The 21,113-nt window shown below is 40.7% G+C and carries 36 protein-coding genes; 4 read left to right on the top strand and 32 right to left on the bottom strand.

All coding sequences use genetic code 11. The features are described from left to right. Nucleotide 1 precedes the first annotated feature (1 nt). From AC1DCD_RS04145 to AC1DCD_RS03990, 32 genes are all read right to left on the bottom strand, one after another. A complete protein-coding gene (locus tag AC1DCD_RS04145) occupies nt 2-424 on the bottom strand; it encodes a hypothetical protein (protein ID WP_464640532.1) in 423 nt (140 codons plus the stop codon). Beyond that, on the bottom strand, nt 421-1,299 hold the full coding sequence (locus tag AC1DCD_RS04140) for a GREB1-related protein (RefSeq protein ID WP_464640534.1): 879 nt from the start codon (nt 1,297-1,299) through the stop codon (nt 421-423). Before AC1DCD_RS04140 ends, AC1DCD_RS04145 begins: the two co-directional genes overlap by 4 nt. Further along, nucleotides 1,286-2,059 (bottom strand): ParB N-terminal domain-containing protein, encoded by a 774-nt coding sequence (locus AC1DCD_RS04135; protein ID WP_464640536.1) that lies wholly within the window; start codon nt 2,057-2,059, stop codon nt 1,286-1,288. Before AC1DCD_RS04135 ends, AC1DCD_RS04140 begins: the two co-directional genes overlap by 14 nt. Before the next feature lie 146 nt (nt 2,060-2,205). After that, a complete protein-coding gene (locus AC1DCD_RS04130; protein WP_464640538.1) occupies nt 2,206-2,862 on the bottom strand; it encodes a hypothetical protein in 657 nt (218 codons plus the stop codon). After that, nucleotides 2,859-3,560 (bottom strand): hypothetical protein, encoded by a 702-nt coding sequence (locus AC1DCD_RS04125; RefSeq protein ID WP_464640540.1) that lies wholly within the window; start codon nt 3,558-3,560, stop codon nt 2,859-2,861. Before AC1DCD_RS04125 ends, AC1DCD_RS04130 begins: the two co-directional genes overlap by 4 nt. 18 nt (nt 3,561-3,578) lie before the next feature. After that, complete coding sequence (locus AC1DCD_RS04120) at nt 3,579-3,752, bottom strand: hypothetical protein (protein WP_308533223.1); 174 nt, start codon at nt 3,750-3,752, stop codon at nt 3,579-3,581. Between the two features lie 4 nt (nt 3,753-3,756). After that, nucleotides 3,757-4,116, bottom strand: coding sequence for a hypothetical protein (locus AC1DCD_RS04115; RefSeq protein WP_308533222.1), 360 nt, complete (start codon nt 4,114-4,116; stop codon nt 3,757-3,759). After that, nucleotides 4,113-4,997, bottom strand: a complete 885-nt coding sequence (locus AC1DCD_RS04110) for a recombinase family protein (protein WP_308533221.1) — start codon at nt 4,995-4,997, stop codon at nt 4,113-4,115. Before AC1DCD_RS04110 ends, AC1DCD_RS04115 begins: the two co-directional genes overlap by 4 nt. After that, nucleotides 4,994-5,665, bottom strand: a complete 672-nt coding sequence (locus AC1DCD_RS04105; RefSeq protein WP_464640543.1) for a hypothetical protein — start codon at nt 5,663-5,665, stop codon at nt 4,994-4,996. Before AC1DCD_RS04105 ends, AC1DCD_RS04110 begins: the two co-directional genes overlap by 4 nt. Then, nucleotides 5,658-5,945 carry a hypothetical protein gene (locus tag AC1DCD_RS04100; protein ID WP_464640545.1) on the bottom strand — a complete coding sequence of 96 codons (288 nt, stop codon included), beginning with the start codon at nt 5,943-5,945 and terminating at the stop codon, nt 5,658-5,660. The genes AC1DCD_RS04105 and AC1DCD_RS04100 overlap by 8 nt, the downstream gene beginning before the upstream one ends. A 442-nt stretch (nt 5,946-6,387) precedes the next feature. Next, nucleotides 6,388-6,777 (bottom strand): YopX family protein, encoded by a 390-nt coding sequence (locus AC1DCD_RS04095; protein WP_464640547.1) that lies wholly within the window; start codon nt 6,775-6,777, stop codon nt 6,388-6,390. A gap of 19 nt (nt 6,778-6,796) precedes the next feature. Continuing rightward, a complete protein-coding gene (locus tag AC1DCD_RS04090; protein ID WP_464640549.1) occupies nt 6,797-7,420 on the bottom strand; it encodes a hypothetical protein in 624 nt (207 codons plus the stop codon). 55 nt (nt 7,421-7,475) lie between these two features. Next, complete coding sequence (locus AC1DCD_RS04085; RefSeq protein WP_464640551.1) at nt 7,476-8,222, bottom strand: hypothetical protein; 747 nt, start codon at nt 8,220-8,222, stop codon at nt 7,476-7,478. Between the two features lie 4 nt (nt 8,223-8,226). Next, nucleotides 8,227-8,481: a hypothetical protein gene (locus AC1DCD_RS04080; protein ID WP_464640553.1), complete on the bottom strand. Its 255-nt coding sequence runs from the start codon at nt 8,479-8,481 to the stop codon at nt 8,227-8,229. A gap of 106 nt (nt 8,482-8,587) precedes the next feature. Continuing rightward, a complete protein-coding gene (locus tag AC1DCD_RS04075; protein WP_464640555.1) occupies nt 8,588-9,376 on the bottom strand; it encodes an LbetaH domain-containing protein in 789 nt (262 codons plus the stop codon). Nucleotides 9,377-9,380: 4 nt separating this feature from the next. Beyond that, complete coding sequence (locus AC1DCD_RS04070) at nt 9,381-9,692, bottom strand: hypothetical protein (RefSeq protein ID WP_464640557.1); 312 nt, start codon at nt 9,690-9,692, stop codon at nt 9,381-9,383. Nucleotides 9,693-9,824: 132 nt separating this feature from the next. Beyond that, complete coding sequence (locus tag AC1DCD_RS04065; RefSeq protein WP_480348996.1) at nt 9,825-10,322, bottom strand: DUF6633 family protein; 498 nt, start codon at nt 10,320-10,322, stop codon at nt 9,825-9,827. A 16-nt stretch (nt 10,323-10,338) separates the two neighbouring features. Further along, nucleotides 10,339-11,064 carry a hypothetical protein gene (locus AC1DCD_RS04060; protein ID WP_480348994.1) on the bottom strand — a complete coding sequence of 242 codons (726 nt, stop codon included), beginning with the start codon at nt 11,062-11,064 and terminating at the stop codon, nt 10,339-10,341. 5 nt (nt 11,065-11,069) lie between these two features. Beyond that, nucleotides 11,070-11,423: a VRR-NUC domain-containing protein gene (locus AC1DCD_RS04055; RefSeq protein WP_060933289.1), complete on the bottom strand. Its 354-nt coding sequence runs from the start codon at nt 11,421-11,423 to the stop codon at nt 11,070-11,072. Beyond that, on the bottom strand, nt 11,424-13,142 hold the full coding sequence (locus AC1DCD_RS04050; RefSeq protein ID WP_464640563.1) for a DEAD/DEAH box helicase: 1,719 nt from the start codon (nt 13,140-13,142) through the stop codon (nt 11,424-11,426). 2 nt (nt 13,143-13,144) lie between these two features. Continuing rightward, nucleotides 13,145-13,729, bottom strand: a complete 585-nt coding sequence (locus tag AC1DCD_RS04045; protein ID WP_464640565.1) for a hypothetical protein — start codon at nt 13,727-13,729, stop codon at nt 13,145-13,147. A gap of 8 nt (nt 13,730-13,737) precedes the next feature. Next, on the bottom strand, nt 13,738-14,148 hold the full coding sequence (locus AC1DCD_RS04040; protein ID WP_464640567.1) for a NinB/YbcN family protein: 411 nt from the start codon (nt 14,146-14,148) through the stop codon (nt 13,738-13,740). Continuing rightward, nucleotides 14,148-14,594, bottom strand: a complete 447-nt coding sequence (locus AC1DCD_RS04035) for a single-stranded DNA-binding protein (protein ID WP_464640569.1) — start codon at nt 14,592-14,594, stop codon at nt 14,148-14,150. Before AC1DCD_RS04035 ends, AC1DCD_RS04040 begins: the two co-directional genes overlap by 1 nt. A gap of 37 nt (nt 14,595-14,631) precedes the next feature. Then, complete coding sequence (locus AC1DCD_RS04030) at nt 14,632-15,570, bottom strand: YqaJ viral recombinase family nuclease (protein WP_464640571.1); 939 nt, start codon at nt 15,568-15,570, stop codon at nt 14,632-14,634. A 10-nt stretch (nt 15,571-15,580) separates the two neighbouring features. Further along, on the bottom strand, nt 15,581-16,447 hold the full coding sequence (locus AC1DCD_RS04025; RefSeq protein ID WP_464640573.1) for a hypothetical protein: 867 nt from the start codon (nt 16,445-16,447) through the stop codon (nt 15,581-15,583). A gap of 173 nt (nt 16,448-16,620) precedes the next feature. Continuing rightward, nucleotides 16,621-16,881 carry a hypothetical protein gene (locus AC1DCD_RS04020; RefSeq protein ID WP_464640575.1) on the bottom strand — a complete coding sequence of 87 codons (261 nt, stop codon included), beginning with the start codon at nt 16,879-16,881 and terminating at the stop codon, nt 16,621-16,623. A gap of 5 nt (nt 16,882-16,886) precedes the next feature. Beyond that, a complete protein-coding gene (locus AC1DCD_RS04015; protein WP_060933283.1) occupies nt 16,887-17,117 on the bottom strand; it encodes a hypothetical protein in 231 nt (76 codons plus the stop codon). A gap of 32 nt (nt 17,118-17,149) precedes the next feature. Then, entirely contained in the window at nt 17,150-17,350 is a 201-nt protein-coding gene (locus tag AC1DCD_RS04010) for a hypothetical protein (RefSeq protein WP_060933282.1), read from the bottom strand. Next, the gene (locus AC1DCD_RS04005) at nt 17,344-17,586 is read right to left on the bottom strand and encodes a hypothetical protein (protein ID WP_308533078.1); all 243 of its coding nucleotides are present in this window, start codon (nt 17,584-17,586) and stop codon (nt 17,344-17,346) included. Before AC1DCD_RS04005 ends, AC1DCD_RS04010 begins: the two co-directional genes overlap by 7 nt. Nucleotides 17,587-17,709: 123 nt before the next feature. Continuing rightward, nucleotides 17,710-17,904, bottom strand: coding sequence for a hypothetical protein (locus tag AC1DCD_RS04000; protein WP_464640578.1), 195 nt, complete (start codon nt 17,902-17,904; stop codon nt 17,710-17,712). Between the two features lie 44 nt (nt 17,905-17,948). Then, nucleotides 17,949-18,089, bottom strand: a complete 141-nt coding sequence (locus AC1DCD_RS03995) for a hypothetical protein (protein WP_464640580.1) — start codon at nt 18,087-18,089, stop codon at nt 17,949-17,951. Between the two features lie 16 nt (nt 18,090-18,105). Then, complete coding sequence (locus AC1DCD_RS03990) at nt 18,106-18,324, bottom strand: hypothetical protein (protein WP_308533077.1); 219 nt, start codon at nt 18,322-18,324, stop codon at nt 18,106-18,108. 192 nt (nt 18,325-18,516) lie between these two features. On the opposite strand from AC1DCD_RS03990, the gene AC1DCD_RS03985 reads away from it, so the two are divergent. The 4 genes from AC1DCD_RS03985 to AC1DCD_RS03970 are packed head-to-tail and all read left to right on the top strand — an operon-like array spanning nt 18,517 to nt 20,858. Next, entirely contained in the window at nt 18,517-18,981 is a 465-nt protein-coding gene (locus AC1DCD_RS03985) for a hypothetical protein (RefSeq protein ID WP_464640582.1), read from the top strand. Nucleotides 18,982-18,994: 13 nt separating this feature from the next. Continuing rightward, a complete protein-coding gene (locus tag AC1DCD_RS03980) occupies nt 18,995-19,735 on the top strand; it encodes a hypothetical protein (protein ID WP_464640584.1) in 741 nt (246 codons plus the stop codon). A gap of 13 nt (nt 19,736-19,748) precedes the next feature. Further along, complete coding sequence (locus tag AC1DCD_RS03975; RefSeq protein ID WP_308533075.1) at nt 19,749-20,315, top strand: S24 family peptidase; 567 nt, start codon at nt 19,749-19,751, stop codon at nt 20,313-20,315. A 36-nt stretch (nt 20,316-20,351) separates the two neighbouring features. Further along, nucleotides 20,352-20,858 carry a hypothetical protein gene (locus AC1DCD_RS03970; protein ID WP_308533074.1) on the top strand — a complete coding sequence of 169 codons (507 nt, stop codon included), beginning with the start codon at nt 20,352-20,354 and terminating at the stop codon, nt 20,856-20,858. Nucleotides 20,859-21,113: the final 255 nt, after the last annotated feature.

Raw genomic sequence — 21,113 nt, 5'->3', positions numbered from 1 at the left:
GTCATACATCTACCTCACTTTCATCACTCGCAGGCTCTATGCCAGCCTCAACAAATCCTATCTCTATGCGGTTATCCATACTCCCTGTTACCTTTGTCTTATCTTCTGGCTTTTCGCCCCTTATATCTCTAATGGCATTGAAAGCAGCTACATCACCCTTAGTCGCCTTTTGGAACAATCCTACAACGATAGCCATATTATTTGTTAGCATATTATCTCCCGATACGCCAAGTGCTTTCATTACCTTTCTTACCTTCTCTGGTGCAGGCAGTCCCCCGAACACCTCCACAAATTCACGCAGCTCCTTTTTCTTCCTCCGCGCCTCTCCCGAAGCCTTTCCTGCATCTATTGCAAGTTTCCTCCGTTCCTCCTTAGTTCTCTTGTTAAATGGTATAAGATTTTCCGTTCCTTTGTGTTCTTTCATTCCTTCCTCCATTTCTCCTGTAATATCTTCGGTGCTGTATGCTTCCAACACACATTGTGATGCAACCTCTTATGGTGGCTATTAAGCAGCGTAACCTTTACTCCACTCGGAAACACTACCACACTCGAAAAGCTCTTTACATACGTCCCACTATCTTTATATACATCTGTCATTCCTCCACTATTCGACTGCGTTACCTTCTGATTCAAGCTGCATTGCACAATAGTTAAGAATATCTTACCCACAGAAGTAAGCTGTGTGTATGCGTTCACGTCCTCGTTTATCCTCCCTTTAAACTCGAAAGGTCTATCAACCGAGCAAATAAAGCTATTCATAGCTTTTCTCTTCGTTCCTACGCTTTGCAGCATTTTATTAGTACCCTTACTTCCCTCAATAAAGTCGCCCCCTTGTGCCATAGCTAAGCTCGTCAGTGGTGTGCTTACATAATACCGCAGCATCGACTCAAACACAGCATCAAGATTTTTTATCTTCGGGGTCTTTAAATTATACTTACACTCCGCGTCAAACCTCCACGCAAATGAAGTATAGTCGTCGTCCAGCTGGATAAAATACTTATAACCTAAATCACGAGCAGCATCAAAGCAGGCATTACGAGCATACACTATCACTCGTCTATCTCCGCGAAAAACTTCATCTATCCGCTTACTCATCGCCAGCTTGTCGAACACGTAGCAGTTCTCTTCTCCGTATCTCCGCTTGTACTCCTCCACCTGCTCATCTTCGTTATCGAGTATAAAAATACAACGTCCTGTATATCCTTGCTCGCACAAAGAACGATACGTGTACTGCTTGTCTACTCTTCCATGTGTCAAAATGAATGCGACAAAATCCTTCTTGAAATCAATCTTCGTCATACTCTTTCCCATATTCGCTCAAAAGCTCCTCTGTCATTTTTACAAACCCTTTCTCGATAGCTTTCTTAAAGTCTATAATCACCAATGCGGAATCCTCGAATAACTCCTGTATCTCTTTCGTGGCATTACAATAGTAGTCCGCTATCATTCCGTAGTTGAACTCCGTATGTCTATAAGCAGCATATATAAGAAACTCTCTCACCTCGTCTGGCAATTTTGCCTCTTTTATTTCTTCGATAAGCTCTTCTGCCTTCGTGCTATCATAGCAGTCTGATAGGGTAGGGCTTACTCCTGAAGGCTCATATACAGGTGTCTCAATCTTTCTGCTGTAAGTATCATCTATTGTCTCTTTACCTATCGAAACGCCCCAATCCTCCACCGATAGCCCTATCTCTTCTTGCGCCCTCGCCAAAGCCTCATCGTCCCAATCTAAGTTCGCTGCACTTGTAGCATTGTCAGCCAAAGCCATCTCCCGACCTTTCTCGCTGTCCAAGTCCACATCACCTCTGCGCACAGCCACAAGCTCGTCGGGCTTTGCATCTATGACAATAACTTTCTTTATTCCTGCTTCTTTAGCCAGCTCTTGCGTCTTATTACCAGCAATGATACGATTATTTTTATCCAATAATATCGAACGACCTGCGCCAAACTTTCTAATTGACTTGTCAATTAATCCACGACCTTTCTTCGTCCCCTTGTTGAAGTTCTTGTCGTCTTGCTGTAATGATTCTATATTGATTTCAGTAACTGCTCCCCTCATATATCAAGTGTAAAGATTTTATAAATATTTTATAAAGATATTCTAATACAAAGATAACGAAAATATTTATAAAATAACAATTTATAATAAGTTTTCCCTTAACGATTTACACGCAATGCCAACCATGAAGAAAGTAATAAGAAAAGCTAATCTATTTTGTTCTCTTCCTCTTTATCCTCTTCTTCTGCCTTTTTGAATTTAAATTCATATTTATTAATATAATACTCCTCCTTATTGCTTCTCTTCGTGTCCTCATCGTAATAAAACGTGTACGGCTCTCCCTCTACTTGGAAATAGTTATGCCTCCTCTTAATATTATAGATAATCATTGATATTCTCCTTGGAATAAGCGAAACCTTTAACTTCGTTGTCGGCTTCATGCCCGAGAGTTTCTCAAAGACTGCTCGCTTATATTTCTTCCTAAATCCTGCTTGAGCAGCTGCTAACGACTTAACCCTATCCACCTTCTTAAGATTCTCCACCCTTACCGAGTGAATATATTCGTGCGACTTTTTCAGCTTATACAGCTTCTTAACGCGAAGTATCTCCCATATCTTCCTATTAACGATTCTTGCTATCTCTTCGTTAGGCGTATTAGGATATAGCTCTATCACTTTCTCTATCTCTTCTTTCTGTAAAGGTACATAGTGCTTACTCGTATCTACTCCTCCACTTTTTATTATACGATATATTGTCATGATGCAAATGCCGAACATCTTAGCCATTTTAGGCACTGCTATCTTACCGTAATGCTCTACTATATATCTCCTTTGTTCAGGTGTTATATTCACATGCTTACTCATGCCTTAACCTCCTTTACTTTGTTCTCTACAAACTCGGGGTGTTCTTTCTGCGCTGCTTCAAAACACCCCCCTATATATTCTCCTTCAGCTATCTTTTTATGTATTCTGTTCCACATTCTCGATGTTGCTGATGTCTTTAGCTTTATCTCCCCCTTAGACTCGTCCACGTCCTTATACAGCTTGTCCACAGCTCTATTGAACCAATAAGCCACCTTTGATACATTAAACTCCTCAAAGAATGATGATACGTTATAACCGAATTTCTCCTTGCATTGCTCGCCCAAACCTTTAAAGTCCATAACGCACGATTCTAACAAGCACCGCGTTGTCTCTACCTGCGCATATAGCTTTGCCCTTTCTACGCCGTTCTTTTCCATTACACGCTCTAAAGAGCTTCTAAAAGCATTAATATCTTTCTCTGCTAAATCTATCACCGTATCTGAATAGCTCTCAAAGAATCCACCCGACTTCATTATCTGCATCATCTCTGCACGCTTTCTGTCAGCTTCGCTTAGTGCGTTATTAACCGAGTGTTTAAGCTCATGTTTAAAGTCTTTTTCCTCTCGCAATGATATTGTGGTTATGTCCAACTGATTAAATGCTAATGTAATACATAATGTTAAGGCGAAGTCATAACATTTAGCTACGTACTTCAACGCCTCTAACTCTTTCTCCGTTTTATACGTTACTCTTTTCATGCCTATATATGTTTCGCTTTACTTTATGTTATATTCCGTTGTTAGCTCGTTATACTTATCCTCGTACTCCTTAGTTTCTCGCCCTCCATACAGCTCTGCTATATCTCGCGCCCTTGCCCTTGCTGTTAATCTGCATCGGTGTTCCGCTGCATTCTGTAACCTCATACGCAGTTCTACCTCTATTGCTGTCATAATTTTATAATTTAATATCGTATCTTTCCTTAAATAATTCTATTGCCCATGAGGGTATCTTATCTTTAAATAAGACCTCCCCTGTTACATCGTCCTTATGTTCTTCCTCGTATTCCATAAGATTTTTTATTTGCTTTTTTAACTCTTCTGTAAAAACAGCGTTAGGAGTTTTACCCCCTCGAACACGGTATTTCTTCTGAATGTACTCTATATCTGCTACAAAATTATTATTCAATACAAATTCCTCCCTATTGCCATGCACATATAACACAGCTAATATCTTTGCGCTCGTTTCAAGTGATATTGCAGGAATACCTACCTCGTATAATGCTTCATAAAAAAGCTGCTTAAAATTCTGTTTCATTTTTTCTGTTTCTTTACTTTTAGCTGCCCATGTCTTCTGTATAGCGCGTTATACTCACTATCACACAGAATAGTATCGTATATCTGTTCATACGTATACTCTGGCATTGTTTCTGCTATCTGTGGTATTGTTAAATCTGCTTCAATTAAAGAACGCATTTTCGCTCTATCAAATTCCACTATCATGTAGTCGCCTTCCTTATATGTGGGCTTTCTCTCTCGCCAGCTCTTTTTGTTTTCACTATTTATCCATTCAGATTTGTAATTCCACCTTTCACCATATCCCCACCGCTGTACCAACCTTGACACCGTATTTCTGTCGCACCCAATTACTGCTGCTATTTGTCTTGGTTGCATCTGCCATTCTACCATTTGCTTTAGTTTCTCTTTCCATTCTCCATATTTCTGTGCTTCATCAGAATTACAACTTCCTATAGGACGCCCAAGTAGCACCCCTTTTTTCATTCTAAGGCGCAACCCCTCCTTTGTACGCTGTCTTATCATCTGTCTTTCTATCTCGGCAGATAACCCAAAGGCAAAGGCAAGAACTTTGCTGCTGATGTCATCACCGAGTACAAACCTATCTTTTACCGTATATATGATACAACCCTTTTCCATACAGAAGTGTAATATATCCATTACCATGTACAAGTCGCGCCCTAATCGTGAAATCTCCGAGCATACTATCTTATCTCCCTGCTTAACAAGTTTCAGAAGTGGTCCTAAGTTTCGTTTGTCGGGATTCTTTCCTCCGCTCACACCCTCGTCCGTAATGTATTTATCTATCCCCCAATGATGCTCCTCGCAGAATTTCTCAACTCCCTGTTTCTGTGAGTTCACGTCCTGTTCATCAGAGGAAACTCTCAAGTAGCCGTAAATCATAAGTTGATATTTAATAGTTTTTTAAAAATTCTTTCTTTTTCAATATATTTATACGAGAATTTCTTACGCATTTCTCTCTTGTTACTTCCTACAACAAGTTGACATCCATTTACTCCAACAAAAATATAATTTCTATTGTGCCTTGCATTGTCTTTAAATGCCATTTCCATTTCAAGTTTGCAATATCTGTAGCTGTCATTTTGAACGCCCTCATATCCCATACCCATAATGAAATGTCCTAAAGCATCAGCTTCTTCTAATGTTTCGCACAATGTGTATATGTTCTTTAATTGCTTTTTTCTTTCCCAAGTAGATTCTGATGTCTTGGTATATCCCTTTAGCTTCATCACTTCATCAAATTTATTATCTAATATATTCTGAAATCCTGTACCTTCTAAGAATGCAGCTTTTAACTTGTCCCATTCATCAATGATAGGACGCCAATACGGAAAAATATTATCAATCTTTCGAAGGTCGTTAAGATTTAACTCTGCAAACTTATACAAGTCATAACACCGTGAAAAGTCATCTGCATCACCAGGTACGTTGTATTCCCAGCTGTTCTTGTTATCCACGCATTGTGGACACATTAATGCCACCCACATTGTCTTTGATGATACCCCCACATTGTGAGTACCTATCCATTCTATCATCTTATCCTTATTCATTTGCTTTCTTTTTTAGTTCTTCGATAAGTGCGTCTGCCCACTGTACGCAATTATGGACGTATGACGCAATGCTTATTACATCGTCCATCGGCTGACCAAATGACGCTGCCATTATGTCTCTCGCAATCTCGTATCTTCGTTGCTCCCAGTCAATAGGCTCGGTTTCCATCTCCTCGAGCAGCACCAGCTCATTCTTGTCATAGGTGTTACCGTCTTTATCGGCATACTCCGTTTCACTTACTTTCTTTACCTCTATGAGGTCTCCTTTTACTGCGTACATAATTGTTATTCTTATAAGTTAATATTTAACATTTGCTTATTAAAATCGTTAATTTTTTTGTTGTGCGATGTAAAACGCACTATCTTTGCCACGCAATTTAGTATGAGGCAATACCTCTATGGCGATATGTCGTCTCTCCGTCCGCTCTCTTCCTGTTAGAGAAAAGACACGCCCTCAGTCCCGTGCTGGGGGCTTTTCGTTGCATTTCGGCATAGTGCAACGACTTCAACGCAATTAAGCGTTGACTGCAACCGCCGAGAAAGGAGGTATTGCTGTATGAATACTAAATTGCACAAAGGCAAAATGCGTGAAGTGTTTTGCAAGTTCATTCGCAGGGGAGGAAAGATAATCTACCCAAAGAATGGCACTTGTTTCCACTTCTTCGTAAAGGCGTAGTATTATCGCCGTAGTCTTGGAGGGGGTGTTCACGGGCACTCCCTTTTCAGTCTTCCTCAAGTTCTTTGTCCTCATACACATTCCCGATGACAACAAATCCGCGCTCATTAACCCATTGCTGATAAAATGCTATTGTAACGTCTGGTTTAGGCACAGCAACAAACTGTGAATATTCTTCATGGTATTGTATGATGTAGGGGTAGGACTCATCAACTATGACGTCCCCCTCGAATATCTTCACCCCTTTTGCATCTTTCAGCCCTGTGTATTGCCCTACGCTGTCAGCGTCCACCACATAGTCCTCGTAAGACGCCAAAGGATTCACAAACTCATCGGGCGATATAAAATGCTCGCCACGATTAACTAAGTAGTAGCCGTACAGCCACTTTTTGTTTTTCTCGTTCCACCCACGAAATAGTATTTCTCGTTTTTTCATTATCTTTGCTTTTTTGTCCTTATTCCTTATCTTTCTCCAAGTCAGCGTACATGGCTTCCACATATTCCACCACTCGCTTATACTCTCTTCCGCTTACCTCACTATCCCTATAAGCCTTTGAAATGAGTTCTTCTCCTGTACCGTAGAAGCAGCCTACCTTCCACATCTTATTGGAGCGTGTGTAAGTGAAGTAGCGACCGCTCGACCATACATTCTTTCCCACGTAGTAATCGACTGTGCCTCTTATCCTCGCATCGCCGAAGACCACTGCATAGCCATATACCCAAGCATTGCCATATACCTGAGCGTTGTCATATACCCAAGCATTGTCATATACCCAAGCATTGTCATATACCTGAGCGTTGCCATATACCTGAGCGTTGTCATATACACAAGCGTTGCCATATACCAAAGCGTTGCCACATACACAAGCATTGTCATATACACAAGCGTTTTCAGATACCTCAGCTTCGCCATATACCCAGCAATTACCAAAATGTGATAGGTTATCCTCGCTCTCTATATAACCTCCTTTATCCCCTTTCTTAACGTTTGCAAAATCTTTCAACGCCTCGATACGGTAAAGTGTCCTACTGCCTACCGTAATAGTATCATTCTCCAAAAGTCTGTATTTCTTTTCCATTTTGTTTCTTATATTTTTACGAATTTCACCCCTTTTTCAAACTTTCCCATACCTCTTATTCTATCTTACATGACGTTTCCTTTAATTCAACTTCAGCGTTGTATCCTTCACCCTCCTTGCATTTATAAAACATTAGTCCAATCTTAATATTGTCGAATACAAACTCTGTCATACCCATAGGGTCGTTAGCCGTAACGCTTATCACGTCAGCTCCGATATGCGCCAAAGCCTTTGCCACAATGTCAAGATAATACCATCTAAAAAATGAATTTCCAATTTTCACGATAGCTTCTTCATCGTGAACTTTCTTACCCGTATGTTTTTCCAACTTGTGTGTTATCACGCCACTGCCACCGCACACTGGGCAATCGAAATCATGATAATGAGTATGTAAGTTATCATCTGTATATTCCCATTCTACCTCGCCAAAACCACCGCATTCCCTGCAATCCTCTTCGTTTCCTTCCGTTACTATTTCATCTACTAACGGACACTCATCTAACGCCTGTCTGATAGCCTTATATGTACAAGATAAATGGCATGGCTTTAATACTTTTGGTAGTTTTAGTTTTTCACACCCCTTGACAGGCTCGTAGTGTTTGTTAAGCCTGTCTGGGTTAATTCTGATTATTACATGACCTTCTGTTGCCCAAACTTCATTGTAGATAGGATGGAGGAATGGAATATATGTAAATGCTCTAAACCCATCAGGATCCGTAAACATTTCTAACAACTCGGTCTCGTTCTTGATTTTATTGTTGTTTTGACTTTTGCAGCCGTTGTTTATTTTGTTTGTTTCCATAGCTTTACTTGTTCTTTCTAAGTTTCAATTCATTAACATGCTTAGTGGCTATAGCCAAGCTGGCAATAAAATCATCCTTATTGATACCGTATTTCGCTGCTATCTCAGACATTTCTGACAAAAAATACGCTAACGAAGTCATAAATGCTGGTAGTCGCATTACTAATTCTTCATCATCAAAAGCCCTCATCAAGTTCAAATACAATTTATTACTATCTTTAAACTCTTTCTCTGTTGGTTCATTCTTGTTTATTTCCATTGTCGTTATATCTCTTTTAGGTTAAACATTTCCTCTTGCGTTCTACTGCCTACCGTAATAGTGTCATTTTCTAATAGTCTGTATTTCTTTTCCATTGTCTTAATGTTTACTTGCTCTCGTCATTTTCCAAGTCAGCATACATGGCTTCCACATATTCCACCACTCGCTTATACTCTCTTCCGCTTACCTCACTATCTTTATATGCTTTCTTAATCAGCTCCTCTCCTGTACCGTAAAAGCAGCCTACCTTCCACATCTTATTAGAGCGTGTGTAAGTGAAGTAGCGACCGCTCGACCATACATTCTTTCCCACGTAGTAATCGACTGTGCCTCTTATCCTCGCATCGCCATACACCTCTGCGCAGCCACATACACGAGCTTTGCCATATACCTGAGTATTGTCAGATACATAAGCATTGCCATATACCCGAGCATCGCCATAGACCCGAGCATTACCACGCACCAGAGCATTGTCAGATACATAAGCATTGCCATATACCCGAGCATCGCCACATACCCGAGCATTGTCAGCTACACAAGCACTGCCATGCACCAAAGCATTGTCATAGACTCGAGCGTTGCCATATACCAGAGCGTTGCTATCTACACAAACTCTGCCAGCTACCCAAGCATTGTCATAGACTCGAGCGTTGCCATATACCTGAGCATTATCAAATACACAAGCATCGCCATATACCTGAGCATTGTCATAGACTCGAGCGTTGTCATACATCCAGCAATTACCCTCATGAGACAAGTTCTCTTCACTTTCCACATAGCCGCCTTTGTCCCCTTTCTGCACATCGGCAAAGTCCCTCAATGCCTCGATTCTGTACAAAGTTTTGCCGCCTACCACCTTAGTGTCGTTCTCCAAAAGTCTGTATTTCTTTTCCATTGTCTTAATGTTTACTTGCGTTTGTCAATATATTTAACTCCTCTATAATCCTCTCCTGCTGCCACATCTTCTTTGAGAACTTATCTCTTTCAGCCCGAGCCTTGCCTATCTCTATGAACGATATTAACAGGCATATAGCAGCGGTTACTCCCATTGATATTAATGGCTCACGCTTTATCAAACTATGCAGCACACGGAATAAATCTTGCAACGAAAGCGCAAAATTTTTCAACGCAGCATACAGGTAATAAACACTTAGGGCTATATGGTTTCCACTGCCCTCTAATCGCTCTCTTATAAATCTGATTCTTTTCATACTTTTATTTGTTTTTATAATTTTCATTCTGTGTGTAGTTTACAAAAACCGCTGTAGATGTCCTTTATTTTCATTCTAACGGCTTTTTATTCTATTTATGAGTATTCTATTGTCTTGTGTATTTTTAACGTCTTAAATCGCTTTATATTGCGTTTTATTTTTTCTTGCTAAATATTCTTGATAGCTTATAGCATTCTTTTTGGCTGCTATTCGCTTCCTGCTACTCTCTTCTTGCTCATGCTTGTCTATAATCTCATTCCTGTCCGTTATGAATAACTTTAAAGCTCTTAGTATGCGTACAGCGTCAACTCTTCCGTACATCTCACCATAGTCCCCATATTTCAGTTTTTGAAAAAACAGCATCATCTCGGATAGCTTCAGATAATAATAACGCCCTAATATCATCTTCGATAATTCATTAATTACGTCAAACGTAGTCTTACCCTCTTCCTTCACCCCGACAAAGTCCTGATAGTCGTTCAGCTCTATGACTAACCAATCCACTGCTACCTGCTCGCCATAATCTCTCCGCACTGCAGCCAACGTCGGAGCTTTCCCATATACACACCTTACAGGGTGAGCATAGCATTTATTTTGTAGCGAGGGATTAAATTCCCCCAGCAGCTTCATTGCCTCTTTCTTTATTTTACTTGTAGTGGGACATGATTTCTTCGAAGACTTCTCTATTTCTTGCCTCTCGCTTAGAACTTTCTGTTGTATAGTTTCTATCATTCTCTTTCTCCTTCCTGCTTATTATCCATCTATTAACCATGCTATCTATTCTCGTTATCTTCTGCCCCCCTGTAGTTATCCAACCTTGTGCATCGTAATAATAGTAAAACTTCTTAGCTTCCTCTTCACTCATACCCTTATCGACACACATCGCAATAACGTCCTCCATGCTCGGAGCGGAAACTTCCGCATTCTGCTTATTTGGCTTTTCCATTTTTAAGGGCAACTCCGTTTCTACGGAGTGGCTTTTCTTTATAACTTCTTTTGTTTCTGTTTTTGTTTTATTATTATAAGGCTTGGCAGTAACCTTGGCAGTAACCTTGGCAGTAACCTTGGCAGTAACCTTGGCATTTTTTGCCAAGCTATCTATGATTATGTAGGTCGAATACCTCTTGCCATTGTAAGTTTTGTAATCTATCAGACCTGCATTTTTTAATCTGTTTCTGGAATCATTAAAAGTATGATGACTGCTGATATTAAATCTCTCCATAATCTCTCGGTTGTTCCTACGGAAGGACGGCTTCCACAATAGACCGTTCGCAACTTTCAACAGATAAAAGTAAAGCGCAATGTCTATGGGGCGGAAATCATACTCTTCGCTAAGACTCCAAAAATTATTAATCAATTTAATATAATTCATAGTCGTTACTTGTTAATGTAATCTCTTACTGCTTTCTTAAACTCCTCCAAAGACCGACAAACAACGTATTTGTTCTTCATCTTCTTTGCCAGCCTCTCGTATTCCTTCTGACTTTGCGACTGCCTGCCTGCTGGCGTCTTCATCTCTATACACAGCGACGCATAACCACCTATCGGGACTTGCAAGATAAGGTCAGCCACACCAGCACGCACTCCCTCATCACGCATTATCTTAGCAGTCCACGCATTACGCGCACCACCATTAGGCACGGCAAAGAACAACGGCTCTACACTCGGGTACGTTCTTCTGAACCACTCTACACACTGCTTTTGGATTTGGCTTTCTGTTAATGGCTTCATCTATTTAACCTCCCCCTTAAACATATCAAAGGCAGCATCTAACAACATCTGCTGCGTGTTTACCTTTTTCTCTTCTACATTGTCAATCGTGCCTGTTACACCATTAGCAATATCTTTCTTAGTCTGTATCAGATTGTACATATATTCGTCTATCGTATCTCTCCCTAATAGGTAAGTACACGTTACGGCATTCTTTTGCCCATTTCTGTGCGCTCTGTCCTCCGCTTGGCAACAATCTGAATAAGTCCACGGAAACTCTATAAACAGCACGTTAGACGCTGCTGTAAGCGTTAGCCCTGTTCCACCGCTCCTATAGTTTAGGATTATTAGCTTCGTTCCTGCGTCCTGCTGGAAAGAATCCACACTGCGTTGCTTGGCTTTATCATCATCATCACCTGTAACCGTTACTGCCTCGGGGAACTCCTCCTTGAGCTCTGCAACTACCTGCTTCAAGAAACAGAATACTATAAGTTTCTCACCGCCATCTATAGTGTTATGGATAATATCTATAGCTGCTTTTATCTTCCCCTTAGAGGATATTTGCTTTAATATTCCCATCTTCACCATTACTGCCCCTCGTATCGCTCGCTGTATCTTATCATCATCGGCATTCCTGTAATCTCGTAGATAACGGATAACATCTTTCTTTGCCTCGTTATACTCTTTCCTGTTCTCTATGTCAACGACAAGATACGACCTTGTCTTCTCGGGTAACCACTTTAACACGTCTTTCTTTTGCCGCCTGAAAAAACAAAATCTTCTTAGATAGTAGTTGAGTTCTTTTAAATGGCTCGACTGATTCTCGCCAGCACAATATCTCTCCATGAACTTGGTATAACCACCAAAGTCCTCCAGCCTTTCCATTATATTAAGTTGCTGTATTAAGTCAATATTGTTATTGACAACAGGCGTACCTGTAAGCTCCAGCACGTACTCCTTTCCCCTTGCAATGCCTTGCACAAACTTGCTTTGTTGCGTCTTACTCGATTTGCACTTGTGGCTTTCATCAATAATAACAGACCTAAAGAGCTTTATCCTCTCATCGAACTCTATGCTTCTTAATGTGAACCGTTGCTGCCTTTTGATACTCTTCACAAAGTACTTCTTCAGGCTCTCATAATTCGTTATGAATACCTTTGCCAAAGGCTCGCCTTTTTGATTCTTTACCCTCCAAAACTGCTGCCATGTACTCCTGTTCTCATCACTTAGAATGATAGATTTAACTCCCCCGAACTTCTTAAACTCTCTCTGCCAATTCATCTTTAACGATGCAGGGCAGATGACTAATGCTGGATATGCTCCGGACGCTGTCATCGTCCCAATAGCTTGTGCCGTCTTCCCGAGACCCGGCTCATCGCCCATTATACACCTCTTCGTTTTTAACGCATATGCTATCCCTTCCTTTTGATATTCATACGGCTCTAAAGTCATGTTATGTGGAACTTCTAACTTTGGCATTTCTATATCTTCGTAGCTCTCTATAGGCTCCTCATCAGACAACCATACTACAGACTTGCACAAGAATCTTTTCACCGCCCATGTTTCCATTAGCTTTAGGTAGTTCTCATCAGCCGTTGAAACCTCCCAATATCTTCCACCTGCATTATATCTCGCAGAAGGTATTCTTTTGATGCACGTTACCAACAGGGGGTGATACTTAAATGAAACTTTATAACAATTAGGAGTTAACGTTATCGTCATTACTTCTGACCGTACCATATCTATGATACTCTTACCTTTTCACAAGTAGTAGTATGACCCTTTGTTTTCATCTCTACAGATACAGAAGGGACATCGCCAGCCTTAATCTCTGCAAATGGGTCGCCAGCCTCATCAAAGTTCAGTTCGCCTTGCTTTAACGCCCACTTACGCTCCACAATATATTGCTCCGCCTCGTATTTTAAGTTGTCTAACGCCAACGACAGCTCCGATTTGTAACCGTAGTTTTCATCGTCTACCGTAGAAATCTTCGGGGTGCTGATTCTAATAATATCCCCTCGCTCTAATATACGTGTGCCGCTTACGCTCACCTCGTCAGCATTCAACGCTACAGCATTCACCGCCATTCGTGTGTATATGCTCTTTTCTTCCCATTCTCTTTGCTGCTCCAGCTCTTCAAGAGTGTTATTATAACCCTCTCTCTGCTCGGATAACAGCGTAAGATGCGGTACGAGATTCCTAAGTGCCTCCTTTAAATCTTGGTGTACGATATTCGCACCTGTTACACTCACCGTATCACCGTTCTCGTTAGAATACACCACATTAAGAGTATTCTGCTTAGTTAATTGAATTTTCTTAAAATCCATGTCTATTCTTATATGTTATATTGTTGATAAAATGCCTCGAAATATCTGTCTTCGGGTATCGGCAGCATTATCCCAAGCTCTGTAGCTGCATCGGCTTGTATCTTATTCATAAAGTCCGCCATCTGCTTTGTATTCAACCTGCTGCTGGTATCATTTATAAAGCCTTCTCCCATCGGGTCTGGCTTCGATAAGAACTTCTTGCAATAATGGTTATACACATCTTCTTTCGCCGTTCCTGTCTCTCCTTCAATGCAAGCGAACCACAACCACATTAAATCATTTTGTGCGATTGTCCTTTTCTCTCTTGCTCTCTTGATATATAGAGTGTACACACCATTCTTTAGCGTGGAAAAAAGATAGTCCAAGTCCACGTCAACATGAACCCGACCATCTTCTTTCGTTATCGTTACCTGTTTCATCAAAACGGCAAGTCATTAGATTCTACATTTTGACCGAACGGCTCTTGACTTCCCATTTGCTGGGTGTTATATTGCTCTTGATATTGCTGCTGCTGTCCTTGCTCCCTCTGCTGCTGCGAAGACATCAATGTTACATCGTTAGCCAATATCTCAACCGTATTTACCTTTTGCCCTTCCTTGTTGGTATACTCTCCGTAGGTAATCATTCCATCGATGGCTACCTTCATACCCTTCCTGACGTATTTTCCTGCAAAGTCAGCCAGACCTCGCCAAGCCACAATGTTATGCCATTGTGTTTTCTCTGGGATTTCCGTACCGTCTTGCTTCTTATAACCTCCTGTAGAGGTAGCAAGCGAAAAGCGAGCATAAGGCACACCATTTGCCAACCTCACCTCTACATCGTTGCCTATCATTCCTATAAGGCTCACTGCATTCTTCGTTTTCATCGTTATAATACTTTAATCGTTAGACTTCCCTTTGACGTTACTTTACTAAGAACCGCCTTGACCCCTGCACGCTTTGAATATATGGCTTTACAAGGTCGGGGTGGTCTTTCTGATAAGTCTTTGCGTCAAACTTGCAGCTCGGCTTGGAGGCTTTCCATGTGGCTATAATCCTGCCTTGATAACTCATGCGCTCGGCATCGCCAAAATTGAGTTTTATTTTATCCTCTATTTCGCTCTTTCGCTCTTCAAGCTGTGTTATCTCTTGCTTTATGGTTTTTAGCTCGCTGTAGGCGTTATAAACAGCGTCTGTGGCTTCCACCTCTTTGCCGTCTGTATGCTGATTATATCTTATCATAACATCTTCGGCTGTGGCTGCCTGCGGCTCTTTCCCGCCTTGTATGTTGTCTACCCAAAAGCGACTAACCTCGTCCACTAACCACTCGTAAAAGTCAGGTACAAAATCTAAATCTTTATAACCAAATTGACGCCCCTGTGTTAACCATGCAAGCGAACCGTGCTTCAGCCCTGCAACACCTAATTGATATTGCACCTGTACAAAGTAGTTCTTAGGTATGCTGTCTTCGTCCCAGCCGCGTTGCGTGGTCTTACATTCAAGAATACCTTTGTCTGATGCCTTGCGGCTGTCAGAGAGCCAATAGGTGCGGTCGGGGCTTACTTGTAGGTATGGCTTGTCATTATCACGAATGAGCCAATCGCCTGCACTGCTTTTAATAACCTCGTTGCCTGTTGCATCTTGCCAAAACTGACTTACGGCGTCTTCGAGATAATGTCCTGCACGCATAGCAAAGTTTTCTTGCTTTGGTGCATCTATTCCCATTTTACGCCTCCATAGTTGATAAGGCGTTTCCCAAGGGTTAAGCCCTACTATAGTTGCTACTTCACTACTTCCTATGCCCTGCTTCCTATATTCCAGCCACTCCGTGCGGTTCTTTGGTCTTATAATAATGCTACTCATAACTTTTTTTTTATTTCTTTGTTTCTGTTATAACTTCTCCTGTTTCGGTGTCCACCTTTGGCTGCGTGGCTGCCTGTATAGCTTTGTTCACCTTATCTTTCTTGCTGTCTGCCTCTTTCTTGGCTTTCTCTGCTATGGCGCGACTCTCGGCTGTGAATGGCTTGAAAGTCTCTTGCACGGTGGTAGAACCCTCCTTGATAGCATTTGCCACGCCGCGAAGCTCAAACACTTTCTCTATGTCTATTTCTTCAATGGATTTTACTCCGCAGTAAGCAAGCAGCGTATCTTGGCAAACGCCTATCTTCTGATAATACTGCATGAGGTTCTGACGCTTGGTTTCTAAGTCCATGCTTTTGCCTAAGGCTACTTGTTTTACCTCGTCTATCACTTTCTTAGTTACAGCTTTTGGCACTACCTTTAGTACGGCATTTCTAAAAGCTATGGCGCAACCTGCGTTGCCTGTAACTACCTGCATGTCTTCTGAGAATGTACGTCCGCCCTTGTCGGTAATGCGCCTTTTTACTTCCACGCTTACTGCGAGGTTGGTTTCCAAATCGTGGCACACGCCTTGACAGGTGATTGTGCGCCCATCGTTGCCTATGATACGGCTTTGTACCCTAAGGTTGCCCCATGCCCCTGCGATGATTTCTGCAAGGCGCACACTCACGCCCTCTATAACGTTCCCCGAACGGCGTAGGGCATAGAAGCAGTCCTCGGCTGTTTCGGTGTCCATGGTGGCGTAAGTCTTTATTTGGTTCAATACTCTGTGGAGGTCTCGGGGATATTGCTTTGCCGTAGCTATCTGCATATCTACCTCGCTTCGGTTAATTGCTTGCAGCATATCTGCTTGCTGCACTTCAATGATTTCTGTACTCATACTCTTTTTATTTTATCGTTATTAATATCGTGGGTAGTAGGGGAGTCGAACCCCTATTTATATAACCTATCCACCCAAAAGAAATTGCCCTATCTTCACAGACTGAGCAATTGAATAAAACAAACTAAATAAAACTTAAAAACTTCCATTAAAGCGAAAGGTTTAATTTAAGACTATTCTTTGTTGTCAGTTATCTTTAATCTCCTCACCAAAAAGCCAACGCATATAGTAGCTATTACAGATATTAACAGAGACCCCTCTACAGCTATTGCTGCTACCATTAGCAATACGGCAATCATATTAACTAATAGCACCGTTTCCTTACGTACAGGCTCTCCCATTATCTTTGTGTATAACTTGCTATCTTCATTAAGCCAATTAATAACTTTCTTTCTAAGCCACACCTTAAATGTAGTAGCTTCTTGTAATTTCATTCTTTTCATTTTGCTCTTGCATATCGTAGGACATCGGCAGCGTTTACTTCCCACTTGCCATTTTGAGCTTTGTCATTCCCTTTCTTTGCTCGTATCTTCCCAGCAGTGATAAGTCTTTCCAAACGTGAGCGACCGCCCACAATCCGTTCGCTAAACCGTAATCCAAAAGTTTTATTATTCATTACTCGCATAATGGTTAGGAGCTTCTCGCTATCTGTAATCGTATAATTTCCCATATCCTAACCTCAATAACTCTTACATAGCTTGCTTATGCTGTTCTGGTAACTTGTACCAGCAGCCCTTTTGTCTTCATCTGAAATTTCCAACCCTCACGGCGTTTCATCGTACCTAAGCGATTCGCCGTAACTCGGACAACGTCTAAACGCTCTACAGGGAAACTTGCTACTTCGCCTACCTTCATAAGCCTTAATGTAGGCATTACAGGCTTCTTTGTTCTAAGTCTTACCATCTTTCTATTATCTTATTAGTTATCTTCTTAATGTCTTCGATATCTTCTTTCATCTTCTTGATTCTCTCCGTCTTATTCAACCACCAAGTCTTGTATTGCTCGGCTTCTTTACGACAAGCACTTACTAATAGTTTTTGCTCTTCTACCTCCTTTGTAAGCTCCTTTAGCTTTCTCCGCAGCTCTTCCACACTCTCGCAACTTTGGTAGTCAAAGCCTTTTGTCTCTTTTTCTTCCATATACTTTCTTATATTTATAGTTAATACATTGTGGCTGGCTGACCTACTACGGTCTGTTCGTGGTACTATTCTTCGCACTATGCTATCGAGTTCAACGACGCCAGCCTATTCCTTAGCTCCTTATTACTTTCTTCCCCGCTGCTTGCCTCGACTCTCTCTTAATGTGAGCTGCTTGCTTCTACGGTTGGCCTCTACATCATCGCTATGTTTGGATATTATCGCAATCCTGCAATTTATAGCCCCATCAGGCAGGGGAACCGTTACTTTAGTATAACCCTCTCGTGGTAATGGCGGACTTGAACCGCCCTCGAGCCTCAACTCTTTACCTTTAGTGATTAAGGCTCACTATAGCCTTTATTACATCATATTCGCATAAACCCTATAAAAGTCTCATACACCACAAGTGCGAAGATGAGAGTTAAAAGAATCGTAAAGATGGCGTGAAAATAAACTCCCATTAAATCTATCTTTTTCCTGCTCCTTGTAAGTTCATTCATTTTCATAATCTTACGTCTTTAATTAATAGATATATAGCGAACCTTTTTGCTTGCAAAGTTTTTTCAAACTTTCTAAATCTTTTCTCTTTGGATATTCCTCGTGATACGTGGCATCTATCAACGGCATGTTGTTTGTTGTTACGCTCCATTGTTTACCTGTAGCAGGGCTTGTATAAGTAACTTTGTAATGTCCATAACCTGCGAACTCAAATCTGAAGTCTGTTAATTCTGTTGCTTTCATATTTTCTTGCTTTTTTAAGTTTCCCCTTTCGAGGTATTGTTTGTTTCATTATTTATTTATATCTTTGTTTCAGAAATATGATGTAAAGATAAAGAGAACTTGTTAAACAAACAAGTAAACTTTATAAAATTGTTTCAGAATTAACTTTATTTAGTAAGTATACTTTATATGAATATAGAAAAACTGAGGGCGTTGTTTGAGAAAAGTACCGATAAATACGGCGATGCTAAAGAAATGGGCACTACATATCAGACTTTATATAATCTAATTTATAAAGGCTCGATATGCAAGGTTGATTTATTGGAGAAAATTGCAGCTTTTTATCGTGTTCCAGTAGGTTATTTCTTTGATGAAGTAACTTTAACACAAATTACGGCATCAGGCGACCAATCTATCGCTACTAATTCGGGGGATGTAACAGTGGGCACACAGAACAAGAGAGACGGCGACCACATCGACACGCAGAACAATTGTGGATGCCAAAATGAAGAGGACAGACAGGACACCGTTAAAACGCTTACTGATACCGTAGCAACACTAACACGTGAGCTGGAGACATCACTGCAACAGAAAAGCAGCCTTATTGAAATAGTTGCGAATTTTCAAAAACAGTTACAGCAATTCATAGAAATCATGCATCATTCGAATAACAAATAATAAAAATATCATTATGACAAAATTACTTGGATTATTACAATTTTTACTGTTCGGTTATCTCGTCTTTGGACTTATTAAGCCTCAAAAAGCCTTGTTCTTTATCGGCGACGAGAAAAATCGTAAGCGCCTCTATGTAATTTTAGCATGGTTGGGGTTATCTGTGTTCTTTGCATTCCTTTTCAACGTAACGGGCGTAACTGAATCCATAGAGAGAAGCGAAAGGGCCGACTCTATCAAACAGGCAAATATCGATAAGGCCGTTTTTCAAAAAAGGAACATAGAAAAAATTATCGCAGATTCCACGGATTTGTCACAGGGTGTATTCTCTACCAATACCGTTGAAACAATGAATGTAGAGGAACTTGGTAGCAGTCTCCAGCACCTCGCTTCATATGCCAATATTCCCACAAACGACAGCCTTTCGGAATTATACAAAACGAACAAACAATATTCTTCTGCCGTTGATTATTGCATAAAGAGAGCATCTGAAATTAAAAACAACAACCTGCCATCCATGCGCAAAAGATATACTGATATACTCAAAGATAAATTATGGGAGGATGATATCGATGTACAAATCTCCGGCAAAAACAGCACGATATTAACTCTCGTCGGAGCTGTTTTTGCTGCAAACAAAAACAAAAAAGAAATGCAAGAGGCTATTGGTCCAGTAGTAACCCAGCTGGGCTTCAAACAAATTCGTTATAAGTGGATACAACATGATGACGAATACACATATTACGACATCAAATAATTTTTGTCTATATATGGAAGGAAACGAAGTAAGAAAAGCTCTTCAAGCTAACCATATCAACCTTGCATGGCTATCAAGGCAGTGGGGGATAACACCACAGGCTTTATCCTCAAGGCTCAATGCGCAAGAATTTAAGCACGGCTATATCATAGAGCTGACACAGATACTCGGTAAAGATATCTTCGGGCTTGGTATCAAGTCAGACCAGCAGCCCATATTGAATATATCTGCTAATTCTACCGCCAGCCTCAACGAAGATAATTACCCTGTCATAGAATACGTATCTGTGCCTTGCTTCTCGGGGTGCATAGGTATCTATTACTTCGGACATGATGCAGCACCAAAATACAATGTAGGTGATATTATATTCCTGCAACAAGCTAATAGCATCACACTCGGACAAATTTACTTCATCATCACAACATCAGAGCGATTTATTCGCACCATACTCCCTGCCACGAATGAAGATAATTACAGACTTGTACCCCTTAACACGTCATACCCCGAGCAGGAGATAAAGAAAAAAGACATACTACAGGCGTATAAAGTCTTTGGCTCAATCTCTCGTGAGCAAACGTAAAATCAATAATACATTAACAAATTAAACAATAAAAAAATGAAACAATTAATTACAATCATAGCATTATTAATTAGCATCAGTGCAAATGCACAAAAGATTCTATCACACACAACAACAATAGGAAAGGTTGCTGATAGTAGTATAGAACTAACAGAGCGTACAGATGGCACAAGCTATTACACCGTTTATCTCTCAACAAGCGAGTTAATGAATATCGGGAAAGAACTTATTAAAACGAAAACTAAAAGAGTACGTCTCGAATTTAATACAAAAGAAGAAATGGAAAGATGTCTTCGCTTCTTATATAACTTCGACAAAGGCGAAGGATATTACATAGATTTGGAGAACAAATCTAATAACATGGTTATGACCCTAAAAAGTGGGTTCATCATAGGTGCATTAGACCAACTCGATAAACCTGCCGTTAGTAAATATTTGATTGGAAAACTTCTTAATTCAATAGGTACATCGGTAAAGAAAGAGAACGACAATAATAAGAAAAAAGAAGACGATATGTATACAAGTCCACGCTTATTATTTTAACGCCCCCTCGCAATAAAACGAATATAAAGGCAAAAACGCAGTCGCTGTAATATCTTATCTTTCAGTTATTAACATTCTTTTCTTCGGATAGCCTTCTAAGCTGTGGGTCTTGGGTTCGAACCCCAACGGAATCACAAACAGGTAAAAAGAGGATTTTGGAAACAAAATTCTCTTTTGCGTGTACGCTCGGCATGAGCATTTTCTAACGGGTGGAAGTCCCGAGTAAGCCCTAATAGCGGGAATTACATAGCCAAG

Source organism: Prevotella sp. C0209C1 (genome assembly GCF_056583855.1).
Note: the sequence above shows the minus strand (reverse complement) of the source record. Positions and strands in the feature narration are given on the sequence as shown.